At 67.3% G+C, this 13,261-nt stretch carries 15 protein-coding genes and 1 pseudogene; 8 read left to right on the top strand and 8 right to left on the bottom strand.

What is annotated here, in order from left to right:
* Window positions 1–69 precede the first annotated feature (69 nt).
* The 3 genes from MZV50_RS12945 to flbT form a co-directional block, all read right to left on the bottom strand.
* Window positions 70–888 carry a flagellin gene (locus MZV50_RS12945; protein ID WP_252635066.1) on the bottom strand — a complete coding sequence of 273 codons (819 nt, stop codon included), beginning with the start codon at window positions 886–888 and terminating at the stop codon, window positions 70–72.
* Between the two features lie 282 nt (window positions 889–1,170).
* Window positions 1,171–1,533 (bottom strand): flagellar biosynthesis regulator FlaF, encoded by a 363-nt coding sequence (flaF, locus tag MZV50_RS12940; protein WP_252635065.1) that lies wholly within the window; start codon window positions 1,531–1,533, stop codon window positions 1,171–1,173.
* Window positions 1,493–1,918 (bottom strand): flagellar biosynthesis repressor FlbT, encoded by a 426-nt coding sequence (gene flbT / locus MZV50_RS12935; protein WP_252635064.1) that lies wholly within the window; start codon window positions 1,916–1,918, stop codon window positions 1,493–1,495. Before flbT ends, flaF begins: the two co-directional genes overlap by 41 nt.
* A 188-nt stretch (window positions 1,919–2,106) precedes the next feature.
* On the opposite strand from flbT, the gene MZV50_RS12930 reads away from it, so the two are divergent.
* The 5 genes from MZV50_RS12930 to MZV50_RS12910 all read left to right on the top strand — a co-directional run bounded on the left by MZV50_RS12930 (window position 2,107) and on the right by MZV50_RS12910 (window position 7,116).
* Window positions 2,107–3,906 (top strand): tetratricopeptide repeat protein, encoded by a 1,800-nt coding sequence (locus tag MZV50_RS12930; RefSeq protein WP_252635063.1) that lies wholly within the window; start codon window positions 2,107–2,109, stop codon window positions 3,904–3,906.
* Window positions 3,903–4,622 (top strand): cytidylyltransferase domain-containing protein, encoded by a 720-nt coding sequence (locus tag MZV50_RS12925; protein WP_252635062.1) that lies wholly within the window; start codon window positions 3,903–3,905, stop codon window positions 4,620–4,622. The genes MZV50_RS12930 and MZV50_RS12925 overlap by 4 nt, the downstream gene beginning before the upstream one ends.
* Window positions 4,619–5,185 carry a UDP-4-amino-4,6-dideoxy-N-acetyl-beta-L-altrosamine N-acetyltransferase gene (pseH, locus tag MZV50_RS12920; protein WP_252635061.1) on the top strand — a complete coding sequence of 189 codons (567 nt, stop codon included), beginning with the start codon at window positions 4,619–4,621 and terminating at the stop codon, window positions 5,183–5,185. The genes MZV50_RS12925 and pseH overlap by 4 nt, the downstream gene beginning before the upstream one ends.
* Before the next feature lie 100 nt (window positions 5,186–5,285).
* Window positions 5,286–6,155 carry an AAA family ATPase gene (locus tag MZV50_RS12915; protein WP_252635060.1) on the top strand — a complete coding sequence of 290 codons (870 nt, stop codon included), beginning with the start codon at window positions 5,286–5,288 and terminating at the stop codon, window positions 6,153–6,155.
* A gap of 151 nt (window positions 6,156–6,306) precedes the next feature.
* Window positions 6,307–7,116 (top strand): hypothetical protein, encoded by an 810-nt coding sequence (locus MZV50_RS12910; protein WP_252635059.1) that lies wholly within the window; start codon window positions 6,307–6,309, stop codon window positions 7,114–7,116.
* 17 nt (window positions 7,117–7,133) lie between these two features.
* Here the strand turns inward: MZV50_RS12910 and MZV50_RS12905 are convergent, their stop codons facing one another.
* Together MZV50_RS12905 and MZV50_RS12900 are read right to left on the bottom strand one after the other, a co-directional pair.
* Window positions 7,134–7,505, bottom strand: a complete 372-nt coding sequence (locus MZV50_RS12905) for a hypothetical protein (RefSeq protein WP_252635058.1) — start codon at window positions 7,503–7,505, stop codon at window positions 7,134–7,136.
* Window positions 7,506–7,539: 34 nt separating this feature from the next.
* Window positions 7,540–8,352: a universal stress protein gene (locus MZV50_RS12900; protein ID WP_252635057.1), complete on the bottom strand. Its 813-nt coding sequence runs from the start codon at window positions 8,350–8,352 to the stop codon at window positions 7,540–7,542.
* Between the two features lie 104 nt (window positions 8,353–8,456).
* Here MZV50_RS12900 and MZV50_RS12895 point away from each other — a divergent pair, with 104 nt between their 5' ends.
* Together MZV50_RS12895 and MZV50_RS12890 are read left to right on the top strand one after the other, a co-directional pair.
* Window positions 8,457–9,101, top strand: a complete 645-nt coding sequence (locus tag MZV50_RS12895; RefSeq protein WP_252635056.1) for a YfbR-like 5'-deoxynucleotidase — start codon at window positions 8,457–8,459, stop codon at window positions 9,099–9,101.
* Window positions 9,067–10,078, top strand: a pseudogene (locus MZV50_RS12890) (NUDIX hydrolase); the annotation flags it as partial. The gene MZV50_RS12895 and the pseudogene MZV50_RS12890, both read left to right, overlap by 35 nt.
* A gap of 2 nt (window positions 10,079–10,080) precedes the next feature.
* Here the strand turns inward: MZV50_RS12890 and MZV50_RS12885 are convergent.
* From MZV50_RS12885 to MZV50_RS12875, 3 genes are all read right to left on the bottom strand, one after another.
* Window positions 10,081–11,124, bottom strand: a complete 1,044-nt coding sequence (locus tag MZV50_RS12885) for an alpha/beta hydrolase (protein ID WP_252635055.1) — start codon at window positions 11,122–11,124, stop codon at window positions 10,081–10,083.
* A 68-nt stretch (window positions 11,125–11,192) separates the two neighbouring features.
* Window positions 11,193–12,116, bottom strand: a complete 924-nt coding sequence (locus MZV50_RS12880; RefSeq protein ID WP_252635054.1) for a sterol desaturase family protein — start codon at window positions 12,114–12,116, stop codon at window positions 11,193–11,195.
* Window positions 12,116–12,499, bottom strand: a complete 384-nt coding sequence (locus tag MZV50_RS12875; RefSeq protein WP_252635053.1) for a hypothetical protein — start codon at window positions 12,497–12,499, stop codon at window positions 12,116–12,118. The genes MZV50_RS12880 and MZV50_RS12875 overlap by 1 nt, the downstream gene beginning before the upstream one ends.
* Window positions 12,500–12,706: 207 nt before the next feature.
* Here MZV50_RS12875 and MZV50_RS12870 point away from each other — a divergent pair, with 207 nt between their 5' ends.
* Window positions 12,707–13,258, top strand: a complete 552-nt coding sequence (locus MZV50_RS12870; protein WP_252635052.1) for a DNA-3-methyladenine glycosylase — start codon at window positions 12,707–12,709, stop codon at window positions 13,256–13,258.
* The last annotated feature ends 3 nt before the right edge of the window (window positions 13,259–13,261 follow it).

The raw sequence follows: 13,261 nt of genomic DNA, 5'->3' as shown, positions 1-13,261 counted from the left end.
GGCACTTGTTGCGCACCCAGCAGGAAAGAGGCGCCGGACGGCTTTTGACAGCCGTCCGGCGTATCGGGCTCACCCCTTGAACAGCGACAGGATCGACTGTGGGGTCTGGTTGGCGATCGAGAGAGCCTGCACACCCAGTTGCTGCTTGGTTTGCAGCGACTGGAGCTTGGCGCTTTCCTTCGCCAGATCCGCGTCCACCAGGTTGCCGACGCCGGCGTCCAGGCTGTCCTGCAGCTTGCCCACGAAGGTCAGGTGTGTATCCAGACCGGTCGAGGACGTACCCAGGGACGACAGCTTGTTCGTCGCCGTTTGCAGCGCGTTGGTGAGATCGGCGATCTTCGTTTTCGCATCAGCAGCGTCAGTGAAGGTCACGGCCGTCAGGTTCAGGCCCGCCAGCGACAGCGTCTGGGCGTTGACCGTGAAGCTGTCCCCGTCGGCGTTCGACAGGAAGCTCAGCTTCGTGGTCAGGCCGTTGGCCAGGCTGACACCGTTGAACTTCGCATTGTCGGCGGCCTTTTGGATTTGGTCGCGCAGCGATTCGAAGTCGGTCTTCAGGGCGTTGAACGAGGCGGTGTTCAGCGAGGTGTCGGAAGCGGCCAGGGCCTTTTCCTTCATCTTCGTGAGCAGATCGGTGATGGTGTCGCCTGCCGCGAGAGCAACATCGATCGTCGATTGACCGCGCTGGAGCGAATCCTTCACGGCGTTCAACGAGCTCGAGCTCGCGCTTTGCATCTTGGCCATCGACCAGATCGCGCCATTGTCCTTGGCGTTCGCGATCTTCTTGCCAGTGTTGATACGGCTCTGGGTGGTGGCGAGCTCCGTGTTAGTGGCGTTCAGGTTTTGGAGCGCGAGAAGCGCACCAGCATTGGTGTTGATCGAGTTCAGCATTTGATACCTACCGTTTTGGTGGGATTTGATCCGGCTATTGCCGGGCGGGCGTTTTGCCCGCGCGAACCATCGCAAGCGGCGGGCCAACCCGATCCGGACTGGCGCCAACTTTCAAACTACTGATTTTATTGAATTATCCTGGCGGACCGGCCTGGAAACGAAACCGCCCGGCGAATGCAGGATTCGCCGGGCGGCAGGTTTTTCCGGAACAGGTAGGCAAGACGTTCAGTCTTGCAAAACCGAAGAATCAGGCGGCGTCGGCGCGCGCCAAAACAGTGAAAATCAGGCCGCGTCGGCGCGGCCGGACAGCCCCTGCATGATCATGCGGTTGATCTCGATCAGGGGCTCGAAATCCTCCTCCTTGCGCATCACGGCGCTGGAGTGACGACCGACCCACAGGCTTAACGAGATGATGCTGGCGCGCAGCTCCATCGGAAGCTGGTTTTCGGGCATGGAACAATCGGTCGCCAAGGCCGACCAGACCTTGCGATTCCAATCCAGTGCGTCGATCCGCGCGTTGAAGTCATCCACCGGGGCCTGCGACGCGTCCATGAGGGCGCGCGTCACCTGCCCGAACAGGCGGTACTCCATTTCACGGGGATTCTCAGCCCGCGTCGCCGCCTGCTGATACGCCCGAAGAGACATGCCCCAACCTTTCGTCTTCGTATTCAATCAACTTACGGCTAAGCATCAAAGCCTTGTAGTACTCACGCGCCATGACGTGCTTCGAAATGGCGATGCAGTCCTGAAGAACCACAGGATTGCGCACAACACCCATGAAATCGTTAAGGCGCGTCGCGAATTCCTCGTAGAACTTCTCGGCCATGCCCTCTTCGAGGTACATCATCATCACCGGAAAGTAGATCCGACGCGCGGGCGTCGTGACCTGATCCGGCTGCATGATGTCCTTCTCGCGAAGGACCGAGGCCTTGTTCTGGAGCACCAGAACGCCGCGCCGGTCTCCGTTCTGGACCACGGCGCCGTTGAGAACGAATTTCTCGCCGGGCTTCAGCGACAGCTTCAAAGGCACTTTAAGGCCGCTCCTTCGTTGACGCCGCTTCGCCCGGTTTACCGTCGATGACGACGGCTCGAAGGGCAAGCTAGACGCACACGTGTTAACGCTGTCTTGCCGCCCTTGCGACCGTGAGCCGCAGCTTAGGACTCAATTAAGCATAGCCCCTCAAAACATGGTTAACACCAGAGTCCGAGGTTCGCCGAATGTCCCGCAAAAAAACCCTGGAAAGTTCCGCGAGCGCCCTCGCCCAGGTCGAGATCGAGGCGGCGGCGGCTCCGCATCCGGGCGTGATCGCCAGCGCCGTGGGCGATTCGGCCTCGGCCGAGGCCCTGGATCGCCTGAATCGGCAGGCCCAGGAAACCAAGAAGGCCGAATACGCCAAGCCCCTGGCCCGCGCCATCCAGGCGGTGAAGCTGGGCGACTACGCCACGGCCGACAAGACGGCCTTGAAGCTGCTCGAGAAGGACGAGCGACTCGGCCTGGCCTGGCACATCCTGGCCATCGCTCGGGAAAAGACCGGCGACTTCGCGTCTTCATTGCGCGCGTACGAAGCGGCCTTGAAACTGCTGCCCGATCACGGCCCGGTCGCCGGGGACCTGGGGCGCCTGGCTTTCCGCATGAACATGCCGGAGATCGCGGCCCAGTTTTTCGCCCACTACCGCCTGGCCCGGCCGGACGACATCGAGGGCGCCAACAACCTGGCCTGCGCCCTGCGCGAGCTGAACCGCGAGAGCGAGGCGATCGAGGTGCTGAAGACGGCGATCGGGGCCAATCCCACCGCCGCCCTGCTCTGGAACACGCTTGGGACGGTGCTGTGCAATATCGCCGACAGCGCCGGTTCGCTGGTCTTCTTCGACGAAGCCCTGCGCCTGGAGCCCGAGTTCGCCAAGGCCTATCACAACCGCGCCTTCGCCAAGCTGGACCTGGGCGACGCCCAGGGCGCGCTGGCGGACTGCGAGTCCGCCATGCGCCATCCTGGCTCGGCCGAGGACCTGGCGATGATGCGATTCGCCCGGGCCACGATCCTGCTGGGCCTGGGCCGCCTGGCCGAGGGCTGGGAAGCCTACGAGGCCCGCTTCTCGCCGGACATGAGCGAGGCGCCGCGGTTCCATATCCCGGGCACGCGCTGGTCGGGCGAGGATCTCCGGGGCAAGACCCTGATGATCAGCACCGAACAGGGCCTGGGCGACGAGGTGATGTTCGCCAACATGCTGCCCGACATCCTGGAGCGGCTGGGCCCCGACGGCGCCTTGACCCTGGCGGTGCAGCGCCGCCTGGTCCCGCTGTTCCAGCGCTCGTTCCCGGGAACCGAGGTCACCGCCCACCGCACGGTGGCGCTGGAAGGCCGGGTCTTCCGCACGGCGCCGGAGGTCGAGGACTGGGACCGTTTCGACTATTGGGCGGCGATCGGCGACTTCCTGCCCAGCCTGCGCGGCTCGATCGAGGCCTTCCCGAAAACGGCGGACTATCTGAAGCCCGATCCGGCGCGGGTCGCCCACTGGAAGGCCGAACTGGCGAAACTGGGCCCCGCGCCCAAGGTCGGACTGCTGTGGAAGAGCCTGAAGCTGAATGCCGAGCGCGCCCGCCAGTTCTCGCCGTTCGAGGCCTGGCGCGCGGTGCTGCGGACCCCGGGCGCGACCTTCGTGAACCTGCAGTACGGCGACTGCGACGACGAGATCGCCTACGCCAAGCAGGAACTGGGCGTCGACATCTGGCAACCGCCGGGCATCGACCTGAAGCAGGACCTGGACGATGTCACCGCCCTCTGCGCCGCGGTCGACCTGGTCATTGGCTTCTCCAACGCCACCGCCAACCTGGCCGGCGCCGTCGGCACGCCGATGTGGCTGCTGACCCCGCCGGCGGCCTGGACCAAGCTCGGCGACGATCACTATCCCTGGTACCCGCAGACCCGCGTGTTCTCGCCCGCCGACTTCAGCGACTGGAATCCGGTCATGGGCCAGATCGCCCAGGCCCTGGCCGAAAAGGTCGCCGGCGCGAAATGACCCTCGCCGTCCTGCAGGCCCGGATGTCCTCGAGTCGCCTGCCCGGTAAGGTGATGGCGGACCTAGCGGGCGCGCCGATGATCCTGCGCCAGATCGAGCGGGTGCGTCGCGCTGGACGGATCTCGCGCCTGATCGTCGCGACCTCGGTCCGCCCCGACGACGATCCGCTTGTCGAAAGCTTGGCGGCGGCGGGCGTCGAGGTGGTTCGCGGCGATCTCGACGACGTCCTCTCGCGATTCATCGCCGCGCTGGACGCGGCCGGCGACCAAACCGCGGCCTTACGTCTTACGGCCGACTGCCCTCTCGCCGATCCCACGGTGATCGACGACACGATCGCGCTGTTCGAGCGCTCGGGCGCCGACTACGCCTCCAACACGGGCGACACGCGAACCTTCCCCAAGGGCCTGGACGTCGAGGTCTTCAGGACCGCCGTCCTGCGGCAGGCCCACGCGGAAACGGCCGATCCGTACGACCGCGAGCACGTGACGCCCTTCATCTATCGCCGTCCCGAGCGATACCGTCTGGCGACCCTGACCCAGGACCGTGACGAGGGCGAGGTGCGCTGGACCGTCGATCGGCCCGACGACCTGGACTTCGTCCGCGCCGTCTACGACGCCCTCTACCCTGCCCGTCCGGCCTTCGTTTCGGACGACGTCCGGGCCCTGGTCCGCGCACGGCCCGACCTGCGGACCCTGGGCGGAGACCCTCGCGTATGAGCACGACCGTCAAGATGCGCGACGTCGCCGAGGGCGACCGTGAGCGACTGCTGGCCTGGCGCAACAGCCCCGAGGTCGCCGCCTACATGTACTCGGACCATCCCATCTCGCGGGACGAGCATGATCGATGGTTCGAGGCCATCCCCACCCGCCGGGATCGCCGCTACTGGATCATCGAGGTCAACGGCGAGCCCGTGGGCCTGATCAATCTGGCCGACATCGACGAGACCCATCGTCGTTGCGCCTGGGCCTACTATCTGGCCAGCCCCAGCGTGCGCGGCCTGGGCGTCGGCTCCTATGTCGAGTTCTGGGCGATCGAGCAGGTGTTCGGCGTGATGGGCCTGAACAAGTTGTGGTGCGAAGTCCTGCTGTCGAACGAGGCGGTGTGGAAGCTGCACGAAGCCCATGGCTTTCAGCGCGAGGCGCTGTTCCGCGACCACGTGATCAAGAACGGCCAACCGGTCGACGTGGTCGGGCTGGGCCTTCTGGCGCGCGACTGGCTTGGAAAGCGCGACGAGATGGCCGACCGCTTGCGCGGCAAGGGCTATGACGTTCCGGCCTGACATCCGGACCCATACCGCGCCGACGCTCTTGCCAACCGCGTCCGCGCCGGTAGTTTGATCCGTTCAATTTGAACAACTGTTCGAACCGGATCCGATTCACATGAGCCAGCGCTTCGAAGGCACTTCCGACTACGTGGCGACCGAGGACCTGAAGGTCGCGGTGAACGCCGCCGTGGCCCTGGAGCGTCCCCTGCTGATCAAGGGCGAGCCCGGCACCGGCAAGACGGTCCTGGCCTACGAGGTCGCCAAGGCGATGGGCGCGCCGCTGATCACCTGGCACATCAAGTCGACGACCAAGGCCCAGCAGGGCCTCTACGAATACGACGCCGTCACCCGCCTGCGCGACAGCCAGCTGGGCGACGAGCGCGTCAAGGACGTCGCCAACTACATCAAGAAGGGCAAGCTCTGGGAGGCGTTCGAGAGCGAACAGCGCCCGGTGCTGCTGATCGACGAGATCGACAAGGCCGACATCGAGTTCCCGAACGACCTCCTGCAGGAGCTCGATCGCATGGAATTCTACGTCTACGAGACCGGCGAGACAATCAAGGCCAAGGTCCGGCCGGTGATGATCATCACCTCGAACAACGAGAAGGAACTGCCGGACGCCTTCCTGCGCCGCTGCTTCTTCCACTACATCCGCTTCCCCGAGGAGGCGACGATGCAGGCCATCGTCGACGTCCACTTCCCGGGCATCAAGCAGAAGCTGGTCGCCGAGGCGCTGCGCATCTTCTACGACATGCGCAAGGTGCCGGGCCTGAAGAAGAAGCCCTCGACGTCCGAGCTGCTGGACTGGTTGAAGCTGCTGCTGGTCGAGGACATCGACGACACGGTCCTGCGCGAGAAGGATCCGACCAAGCTGATCCCGCCGCTGCATGGCGCCCTGCTGAAGAACGAGCAGGACGTCCACCTGTTCGAGCGCCTGGCCTTTCTGGCCCGCCGCGAGGGCTCGGGCGCGCGCCCGGGTCAGTGATCGCCGGGCCGGCGTCCCGCCGCGCCCGCGACCAAATCGCCGTTACCTTGAATTCACTGGACGCGCGCCGAGTGCGCGACCACTTTCCCGCGCAACGAGAGCCCGCGCGAACGAGGGCTCGCGCAAACGGGGAAGGTCCCAGGGAACATCCATGCGTCATTCGAAATGGCTGGCTGCGGCGCTGACGATCGGCGTCGGCGCGACGATCCTGACCGCCTGTCACCCCGCCCAGACCGACCAGCCGGACCGCCATGAGCGGCGCCTGGGCCGGCGCGAGCCGATGCGCGTCATCGATCGCCTGGACTGTCCGGAACGCCAGGGCCAGCTGACGCGCGTCAGCATCGCCCAAGACGGCCAGTCGTGCGCCTACCAGTCGGCCCAGGCCACGGTGACCCTTCGCCTGGTCCGCCTGAACGGCGGCGACGCCGAAGCGGCCCTGGCGCCGATCGAGGGCGAGCTGAAGCAGATCATGCCTACCCCGCCGGCCACGCCGAAGCCGCCGCAAAAGGCCGGCAAGAACAAGACCAGCATCCACCTGCCGGGCGTCAATATCGACGCCAGCGACAACGGCGCCGATATCCGCATCGGTCACCTGACCATCAACAGCGACGGCGGCGCGGCCGAGGTGAAGGTCAACAAGAACGTCAATATCAGGGGCGATGACGCCAACGGCTCGGTCAATGTTCAGGCCGAGGACGAGCACGAGGGCGACGTGACCATCAAGGCCGACAACCATGGGGCCGAAATCCGCGCCAAGAAGGGCGGCGACGCCGTGCGCTCGACCCTGATCCTGGCCAACGACAAAGCGCCCAAGGGCTATCGCCTGGCGGGCTACGAGGCCCGCGGCCCCAAGGGCGGGCCGCTGGCCGTGGCCGTCGTCAAGGCCAAGACCCGCGACACCGACGACCACGACATCTTCCGCGACATGAAGGCCCTGGTCCGCCACAACGTTGGGGGCTGAGGGCTAGCGCCGGTCCGCTAGACCGGCGCGACCTCCATCACCTTGTAGGTCAGCGGCCGGCCATCCTCGTCGGTGACGGTGACGTATTCGCCTAGCGCGAAACGGTGCTCGCCCAGCCGGTGCAGAGGCTCGTCGTCCGCGCTGTCCTCGTCGTCATAGTCGAAGAACCAGCGGGTCCCGCGCCGGTTCAGGCGACCATCCACCGCGTCCTCGTCCGGGGCGAAGCGGCGCACGGCGCACTCTCCCTTCACCTTGGCGTATTCGCCCTCGTCGATATGGCCGTCCTCGGTCAGAGGCGCGGTCAGGGCGTAGCCGCGATGGTCGTCGCCACCGGCGAACTCGGTGCCGGGATTGCGCGCCAGGCGCATGACGATACGGGACAGGGACATTCGCCAGTCTCCCCTTCTTTCTAGATCTGGATGGTCAGTGCGATAGGAACAGCGACGGACCGTCGCTGTTGAGCAGCGTGCGGGTGGTTCCTCCGAAGATGAACTCCTGCAGCCTGGGATGACCGAACGCGCCGGCGACCAGGAGGTTCGCCCCCGTGTCCTTCGCCGCCCCCAGCAGCAGGCTCGCCGCGTCATTGCCGCCTTCCAGGACCTTCACCGAGGCGTTCACGCCCCGGGCCGCCAGGAATTCCACCAGGCGCTCCAGTTCGAAGGCCCGCGACGAGGCGGCCGGCGCCCCGGCCACGATCACCGAACTGGCCTTCTGCAGCAGCGGCAGGGCCGTGCGCATGGCGCGGCTGGCTTCCTTGCCGCCGTCCCACGCCACCAGGGCCACGCCATCGGGCCTGAAGCCCGGACGCGCCACCAGGGTCGGACGCTGCTCGTCAGCGACCAGTTGCTGGAACGCTTCGGCCAGCGGCCCCTTGCCGCGCGCCGAGGCGTCGTCGAACACGATGACGTCCGACAGGCGCCCTTCCATGGCCAGGCCCGCCCAGACCGGGGAGTCCAGGCTGATCACTCGCGTTTGCGGATAGGCCGTCTCGGCCGCCAGCTTGTCACAGGCCTTGGCGCCTTCCTGAGCCGCTTCCTTGAGGCTCTCCAGCGCGGTGACCTGTACGCCGCCCATGAATCCCTCGCCCATCCAGGGCATCAGGTCGGCCATGTCGGCGGGGGCGTGGACACAGGCCAGCTCGGCCTGGAAGGCCGCGGCCAGCGCCGCGGCGGAGGTGATGACGCCCTTGTCGTTCGGGGTTCCGGCCAGCGGAACCATAATTCTCGCCCAACTCATGATCGAACTCCCTTCAAGGGCATTTCCACAGATGACGGCGACGGCCACATTGATCTTTCTCAACCGATGCGCCAGTCAACACCTTCACCGTAAGGAACGATCTCGTGGCCAAAGGGCTGCATAGGGGCGCACCGCCCCGCGCGTGGCAAAGAATGCTCTCCGGACGTCGGCTCGACCTGCTCGATCCGTCGCCGATGGACATCGAGATCGAGGACATCGCCCACGGCCTTGCCCGTGTCGCCCGATGGAACGGTCAGACGATCGGCGACCACGGCTTCTCGGTCGCCCAGCACAGCCTGGTGGTCGAGGAGATCGCCGCGCACATCAAGCCGGACCTGGAGCCGCGCTGGCGCCTGGCCGCCCTGCTGCACGACGCCAGCGAGTACGTGATCGGCGACATGATCAGCCCGTTCAAGGCGGCGCTGGGGGTGAGCTACAAGGATTTCGAGGCTAGGCTGGAGGACGCCATCCACATCCGCTTCGGCCTGCCCGTGAAAACCCCCGCCCCGATCAAGAAGCTGATCAAGCAGGCCGACCGCGCCTGCGCCTTCTTCGAGGCCACCCAGCTGGCGGGCTTCGAGCACGCCGAGTCCCTTCAGATCTTCGGCGCGCCGCCGGCCGGCTATGACCTGCGTATCGTCCCGCAGCCACCGTTCGAGGCCCAGGCCCGTTACGTCCAGCGGTTCCACGTTCTGTCCAGAGCCGCCGGCTTCGAGTCCGCGCCCGGCGCGGCGTTCGAGACCGAATGAGCATCTCGGTCGTCATCGGCCTCTCGGCGGTGGTCGTCGCGATCCGCGACGGCGAGGCCGTCGTCCTGACCGTGCGACCGCATGACGCCGTCACGGACATCGCCTCGCCGCTCTCGGGCCTGCCGTTCGGCCCGTTCGATCCCGAGGCGCACCGCACCTTCGAGCTGGGCCTGCGCGCCTTCGTCACCGCCCAGACCCGGTTCCAGCTGGGCTATGTCGAGCAGCTCTACACCTTCGGCGACAAGGGCCGCGACGCGCCGCGCGCCGAGGTTGGAGCCGGCGCGGCGCGCGTGGTCTCGGTCGGCTATCTGGGCCTGACGCCCAAGGCCGTCGACACCGACGCCCCCGACACCGCCTGGGCTCCGTGGACCAGGTTCTTCCCCTGGGAGGACTGGCGCGCCGGCCGCCCGGCCCTGCTGGACGAAGCCATCGCCCCGGCCCTGCGCCGCTGGGCCGGCGATGACGCGGCCAAGTGGTCGCGCGCCCGCCTCGCCTTCGCCCTGGATGGCGCGCCCTGGAACGAGGAACGGGTGCTGGAGCGCTACGAGCTGCTCTACGAAGCCGGCCTGGCGCCCGAGGCGGCCCGCGACCGCGACCGCGCCGACGGCCACGATCCGGCCGAGCCGGAAGCCCTGTCGGCGGCGCTGGGCGAGCCGATGATCTCAGACCACCGGCGGATCCTGGCCACCGGCCTTTCGCGCCTGCGCGGAAAGATCAAGTACCGCCCGGTGGTGTTCGAGCTGACGCCCGAGGAATTCACTCTCTCGACCCTGCAGCGCACGGTCGAGGCCATCGCCGGCGTCCAGCTGCACAAGCAGAACTTCCGCCGGGTGGTCGAGCGCGAGGAGCTGGTCGAGGGCCTGGGGCGCCTGGACGCCGAGACCGGCGGCCGCCCCGCCGAACTGTTCCGCTTCCGCCGCGAGATGCTGGCCGCGCGCCAGGCCACGGGCCTGTCGCTGCCGCTGCTGCGCGACTGAGCCTACTTGCTGGCCAGGGTCCGGGCGAAGAACGGCAGCATGGCGGTATAGACCCGCCCGGTCTCGCCCCAGGTGCGGTCGCCCCAGCCGCCGACGTACTCCTCGGCCTCGTGCGGCACGCCCAGCTCGGTCAGCAGGCGCGAGAAGGCCTGTAGCGAAACGACGTGGTCGACGACCGTATCGTTCCGCCCCCAGTCGAACTTCAGCCCCCGCAGGGTCTTCAGGTCGTCGGCGTGGCGCAGGACCTGGTGATCCAGGGCAAAGCTCTCGATCAGCTGCGCCGTCAACCTGGCGTCGACCACCACCTTGTCACCGACCTTGCGGGCCGGCAGGTCGACATAGAGCGGCGGCTTGTCCGCATTGGGCAGGTGCGCCTGGTAGATGGCGGTGAACAGTTGCGAGAAACCGTCGCCCTTGAGGTCGTCCAGCGACTTGGCGTTCTGCAGCAGCTCCAGGTTCGGCCGGGTCCACATCGGCTGCATCCCCATGCCCGCCCCGATCGGGTGCAGGGCGTAGACCGCGCCGAAGACGTCCGCGTGGCGCATGCCCATGGCCAGGGCGCCGTGACCGCCCATCCGGTCGCCGGCCAAGCCCCGGCTCTCGCGCCGGGCCAGGGTGCGGAAGGTCCTGTCGGTCCAGCCGACCAGCTCGACGGCCAGGAAATCGTCCCAGCGGCCGGTGACCGGCGAACTGGCGTAGATCGAACTCCCCAGCGGCGTGCTGAAGTCGGCCGCCACCACCACGACCGGCGGGATCGCCCGGGCCGCGATCGCCTGGTCCATCAGCCGCCCGAAACCGTCGCGGTCGAACGCCGACTTCTCGTCGTCGAAGGCGTTGTGCAGGAAGTAGATGACTGGATAGCGCCGGCCAGAAGCCTCGTAGCTGTCCGGTAGATAGACCCGGACACGCCGCTGACCGCTGATCCCGATCTTGGCGCCGTCGAAGGCCTTGGAGGCGATCGTGAAATCGCGGATCTCCGCCCGCGCCGCTGGCGCGGACGCCAAGACGATCAGGGTCGCCAGCAGCAGGCCCAGGACGCGGGGCATCGAACCTCTCCGTATGAGCTTCGGGGGGAACGCCACTCAACCCAGGATCAGTCCGTCACAGCAAGGCTTTATTGCGGCGGCGCGCCTTCGTCCGCCGCTTCCATCCGCGCCCGCCACTTGGCCTTCAGCGTGTGGGAAGTGTCGCGCGAGCCGTCGGGGCTCCAGCCAGGCGGACCGAAGACGTAGCCGAAGGCCTCGCGCGGCGACTTCGCCCCGGCCAGGTCCCTGGCGATGCCGATCCACTCGTGGAAGACGTTGTGCAGCAGGTTGAAGTTGCCCAGGTTCTTCACCGTTCCGTAGCGGCAAGGCTCCTCGTCGACCTCGGGGATGAAGGTGCCGAACATCCGGTCCCAGATGATCAGGATGCCGGCGTAGTTGGCGTCCAGATAGCGGGCGTTGCGGGCGTGGTGCACGCGGTGGTGCGAGGGCGTGTTGAACACCGCCTCGAACCAGCGTGGCATGCGCTTGATCGCCTCGGTGTGGATCCAGAACTGGTAGACGAGGCTGATCCCCTTCTGGATCGCCACCATGGCCGGCGGGAAGCCCAGGAACGACAGCGGCAGCCACAGCAGCCAGGTGCCGGCGACGCCGCCGGTCCAGGTCTGCCGCAGGGCGGTGGTCAGGTTGTAGTGGGTCGAGGTGTGGTGGTTGACGTGGCTGGCCCACCAGATGCGCCGCTCGTGCGCCAGCCGGTGGAACCAGTAATAGGTCAGGTCCTCGGCCAGGAAGAGCACGACCCAGGCCCAGACGGCGGTCATCGGGATCGTGAAGATCCGGTGCTGCCAGACCCAGACCGTGGCGGCGAAGATCGCCCCGCCGAACAGCAGTCCGGCCACGGTGCTGCCCAGGCCCATGCTCAGCGACATGGCCGCGTCGCGCGGTTCGTAGTTCGCCCGCGCCTTGCCGAACCGGCCCAGCAGGATTTCCAGAATGACCGCCAACACGAAGAACGGGATGGCCATCTGGACGGGATCGAACGCGGCTTTCAGCATCAGGCGAGCTCTTTCGGCGGCCAGACGTCGTCGTTGACGGCCAGGACAGGACGGGCGTCGGCCAGGCGCAGGGTCAGTCGGCCGTTGGTCGGCTTCAGGGCCGCGACGGTCACCCACGGCAGATCGCGGGCGACATAGCCGTCGCCGCGCCGGTACAGCACCAGGGCCAGCGCGCCCTCGCGGGCGATCACGCCGGCGCCGTCGGCGGCGATCCAGACGGCGCTCGGCCGGTGATCGGGAAATTCCTGGGCCAGCAGCGCCCGGGCCGCCTCGGCGTCCAGCGGCGGGGTGGCCCGCGCCACGCCCAGCCACGCCGCCAGAGCCACCAGCAGGACGATGGCCGCGACGGAGCCGCCCAGTTGAATCAATAGCGCCTTGTCCAAACCCGACGCGTCTCCCCCGTAACTTATTGCCGTTCAGATTGACGCACGGGTGGCGGTCGTCAAGCGCTCACGCGGGCCGTGAATGAATCGGCCGCGACGCTGGAGCCCCGCCTCGACACCACGCCGGCCGTCGGTTCCGGCCTGGCGCGAGCATGATAGGGTTCAAGCCGGACAGGCGCTCGCGCCGCGCCGCAGGAAAGCGATCGCATGATCGACCTACTCGACCGCCCCTCGCCCGAGGTCGCGCGGCTTCTGATCGGCGCCCTGCTGACCTTCGAGGGCGTGGGCGGCGTCGTAGTCGAGACCGAGGCCTACGACCCGGACGATCCGGCCTCGCACGCCTTTTCCGGCCCCACGCCACGCAACGCGCCGATGTTCGGGCCGGTCGGACGGGCCTATGTCTATCGCTCGTACGGGCTGCACTGGTGCCTGAACATCGTCTGCGGCCCGCGCCCGGGCGCGGCGGTGCTGTTCCGCGCGCTCGAGCCCACCCTCGGGCTGGATGAGATGATCTCGCGGCGCGGGCTGGGCGATCCTCGTCGCCTAGCCGCCGGCCCCGGCCGCCTGTGCCAGGCCTTGGGGATTACCGCCGCGCAGAACAACCAGTCCATGACGGCGCCGCCGTTTCGCCTGGAGCCCGCGGCCGCGCCGGTCGCCGTCGTCCAGGGTCCTCGCATCGGCATCACCAAGGCCGTCGAGCAGCCCTGGCGTTTCGGCCTGGCGGGATCGCCCTTCCTCAGCCGCGCCTTCAGCGGCTAGGAC

Origin of the sequence: Caulobacter segnis, from assembly GCF_023935105.1 — a bacterium.
GTDB classification, from domain to species: Bacteria; Pseudomonadota; Alphaproteobacteria; order Caulobacterales; family Caulobacteraceae; genus Caulobacter; species Caulobacter segnis_B.
This window is presented reverse-complemented; position numbering and strand designations above follow the sequence as displayed.

Coding starts and splice junctions, on each gene's coding strand:
- MZV50_RS12945 (WP_252635066.1), bottom strand. CDS start 888: ATGCTGAACTCGATCAACACCAATGCTGGTGCGCTTCTCGCGCTCCAA.
- flaF (WP_252635065.1), bottom strand. CDS start 1,533: ATGTCTCTTCGGGCGTATCAGCAGGCGGCGACGCGGGCTGAGAATCCC.
- MZV50_RS12930 (WP_252635063.1), top strand. CDS start 2,107: ATGTCCCGCAAAAAAACCCTGGAAAGTTCCGCGAGCGCCCTCGCCCAG.
- MZV50_RS12925 (WP_252635062.1), top strand. CDS start 3,903: ATGACCCTCGCCGTCCTGCAGGCCCGGATGTCCTCGAGTCGCCTGCCC.
- pseH (WP_252635061.1), top strand. CDS start 4,619: ATGAGCACGACCGTCAAGATGCGCGACGTCGCCGAGGGCGACCGTGAG.
- MZV50_RS12915 (WP_252635060.1), top strand. CDS start 5,286: ATGAGCCAGCGCTTCGAAGGCACTTCCGACTACGTGGCGACCGAGGAC.
- MZV50_RS12910 (WP_252635059.1), top strand. CDS start 6,307: ATGCGTCATTCGAAATGGCTGGCTGCGGCGCTGACGATCGGCGTCGGC.
- MZV50_RS12905 (WP_252635058.1), bottom strand. CDS start 7,505: ATGTCCCTGTCCCGTATCGTCATGCGCCTGGCGCGCAATCCCGGCACC.
- MZV50_RS12900 (WP_252635057.1), bottom strand. CDS start 8,352: ATGAGTTGGGCGAGAATTATGGTTCCGCTGGCCGGAACCCCGAACGAC.
- MZV50_RS12885 (WP_252635055.1), bottom strand. CDS start 11,124: ATGCCCCGCGTCCTGGGCCTGCTGCTGGCGACCCTGATCGTCTTGGCG.
- MZV50_RS12880 (WP_252635054.1), bottom strand. CDS start 12,116: ATGCTGAAAGCCGCGTTCGATCCCGTCCAGATGGCCATCCCGTTCTTC.
- MZV50_RS12870 (WP_252635052.1), top strand. CDS start 12,707: ATGATCGACCTACTCGACCGCCCCTCGCCCGAGGTCGCGCGGCTTCTG.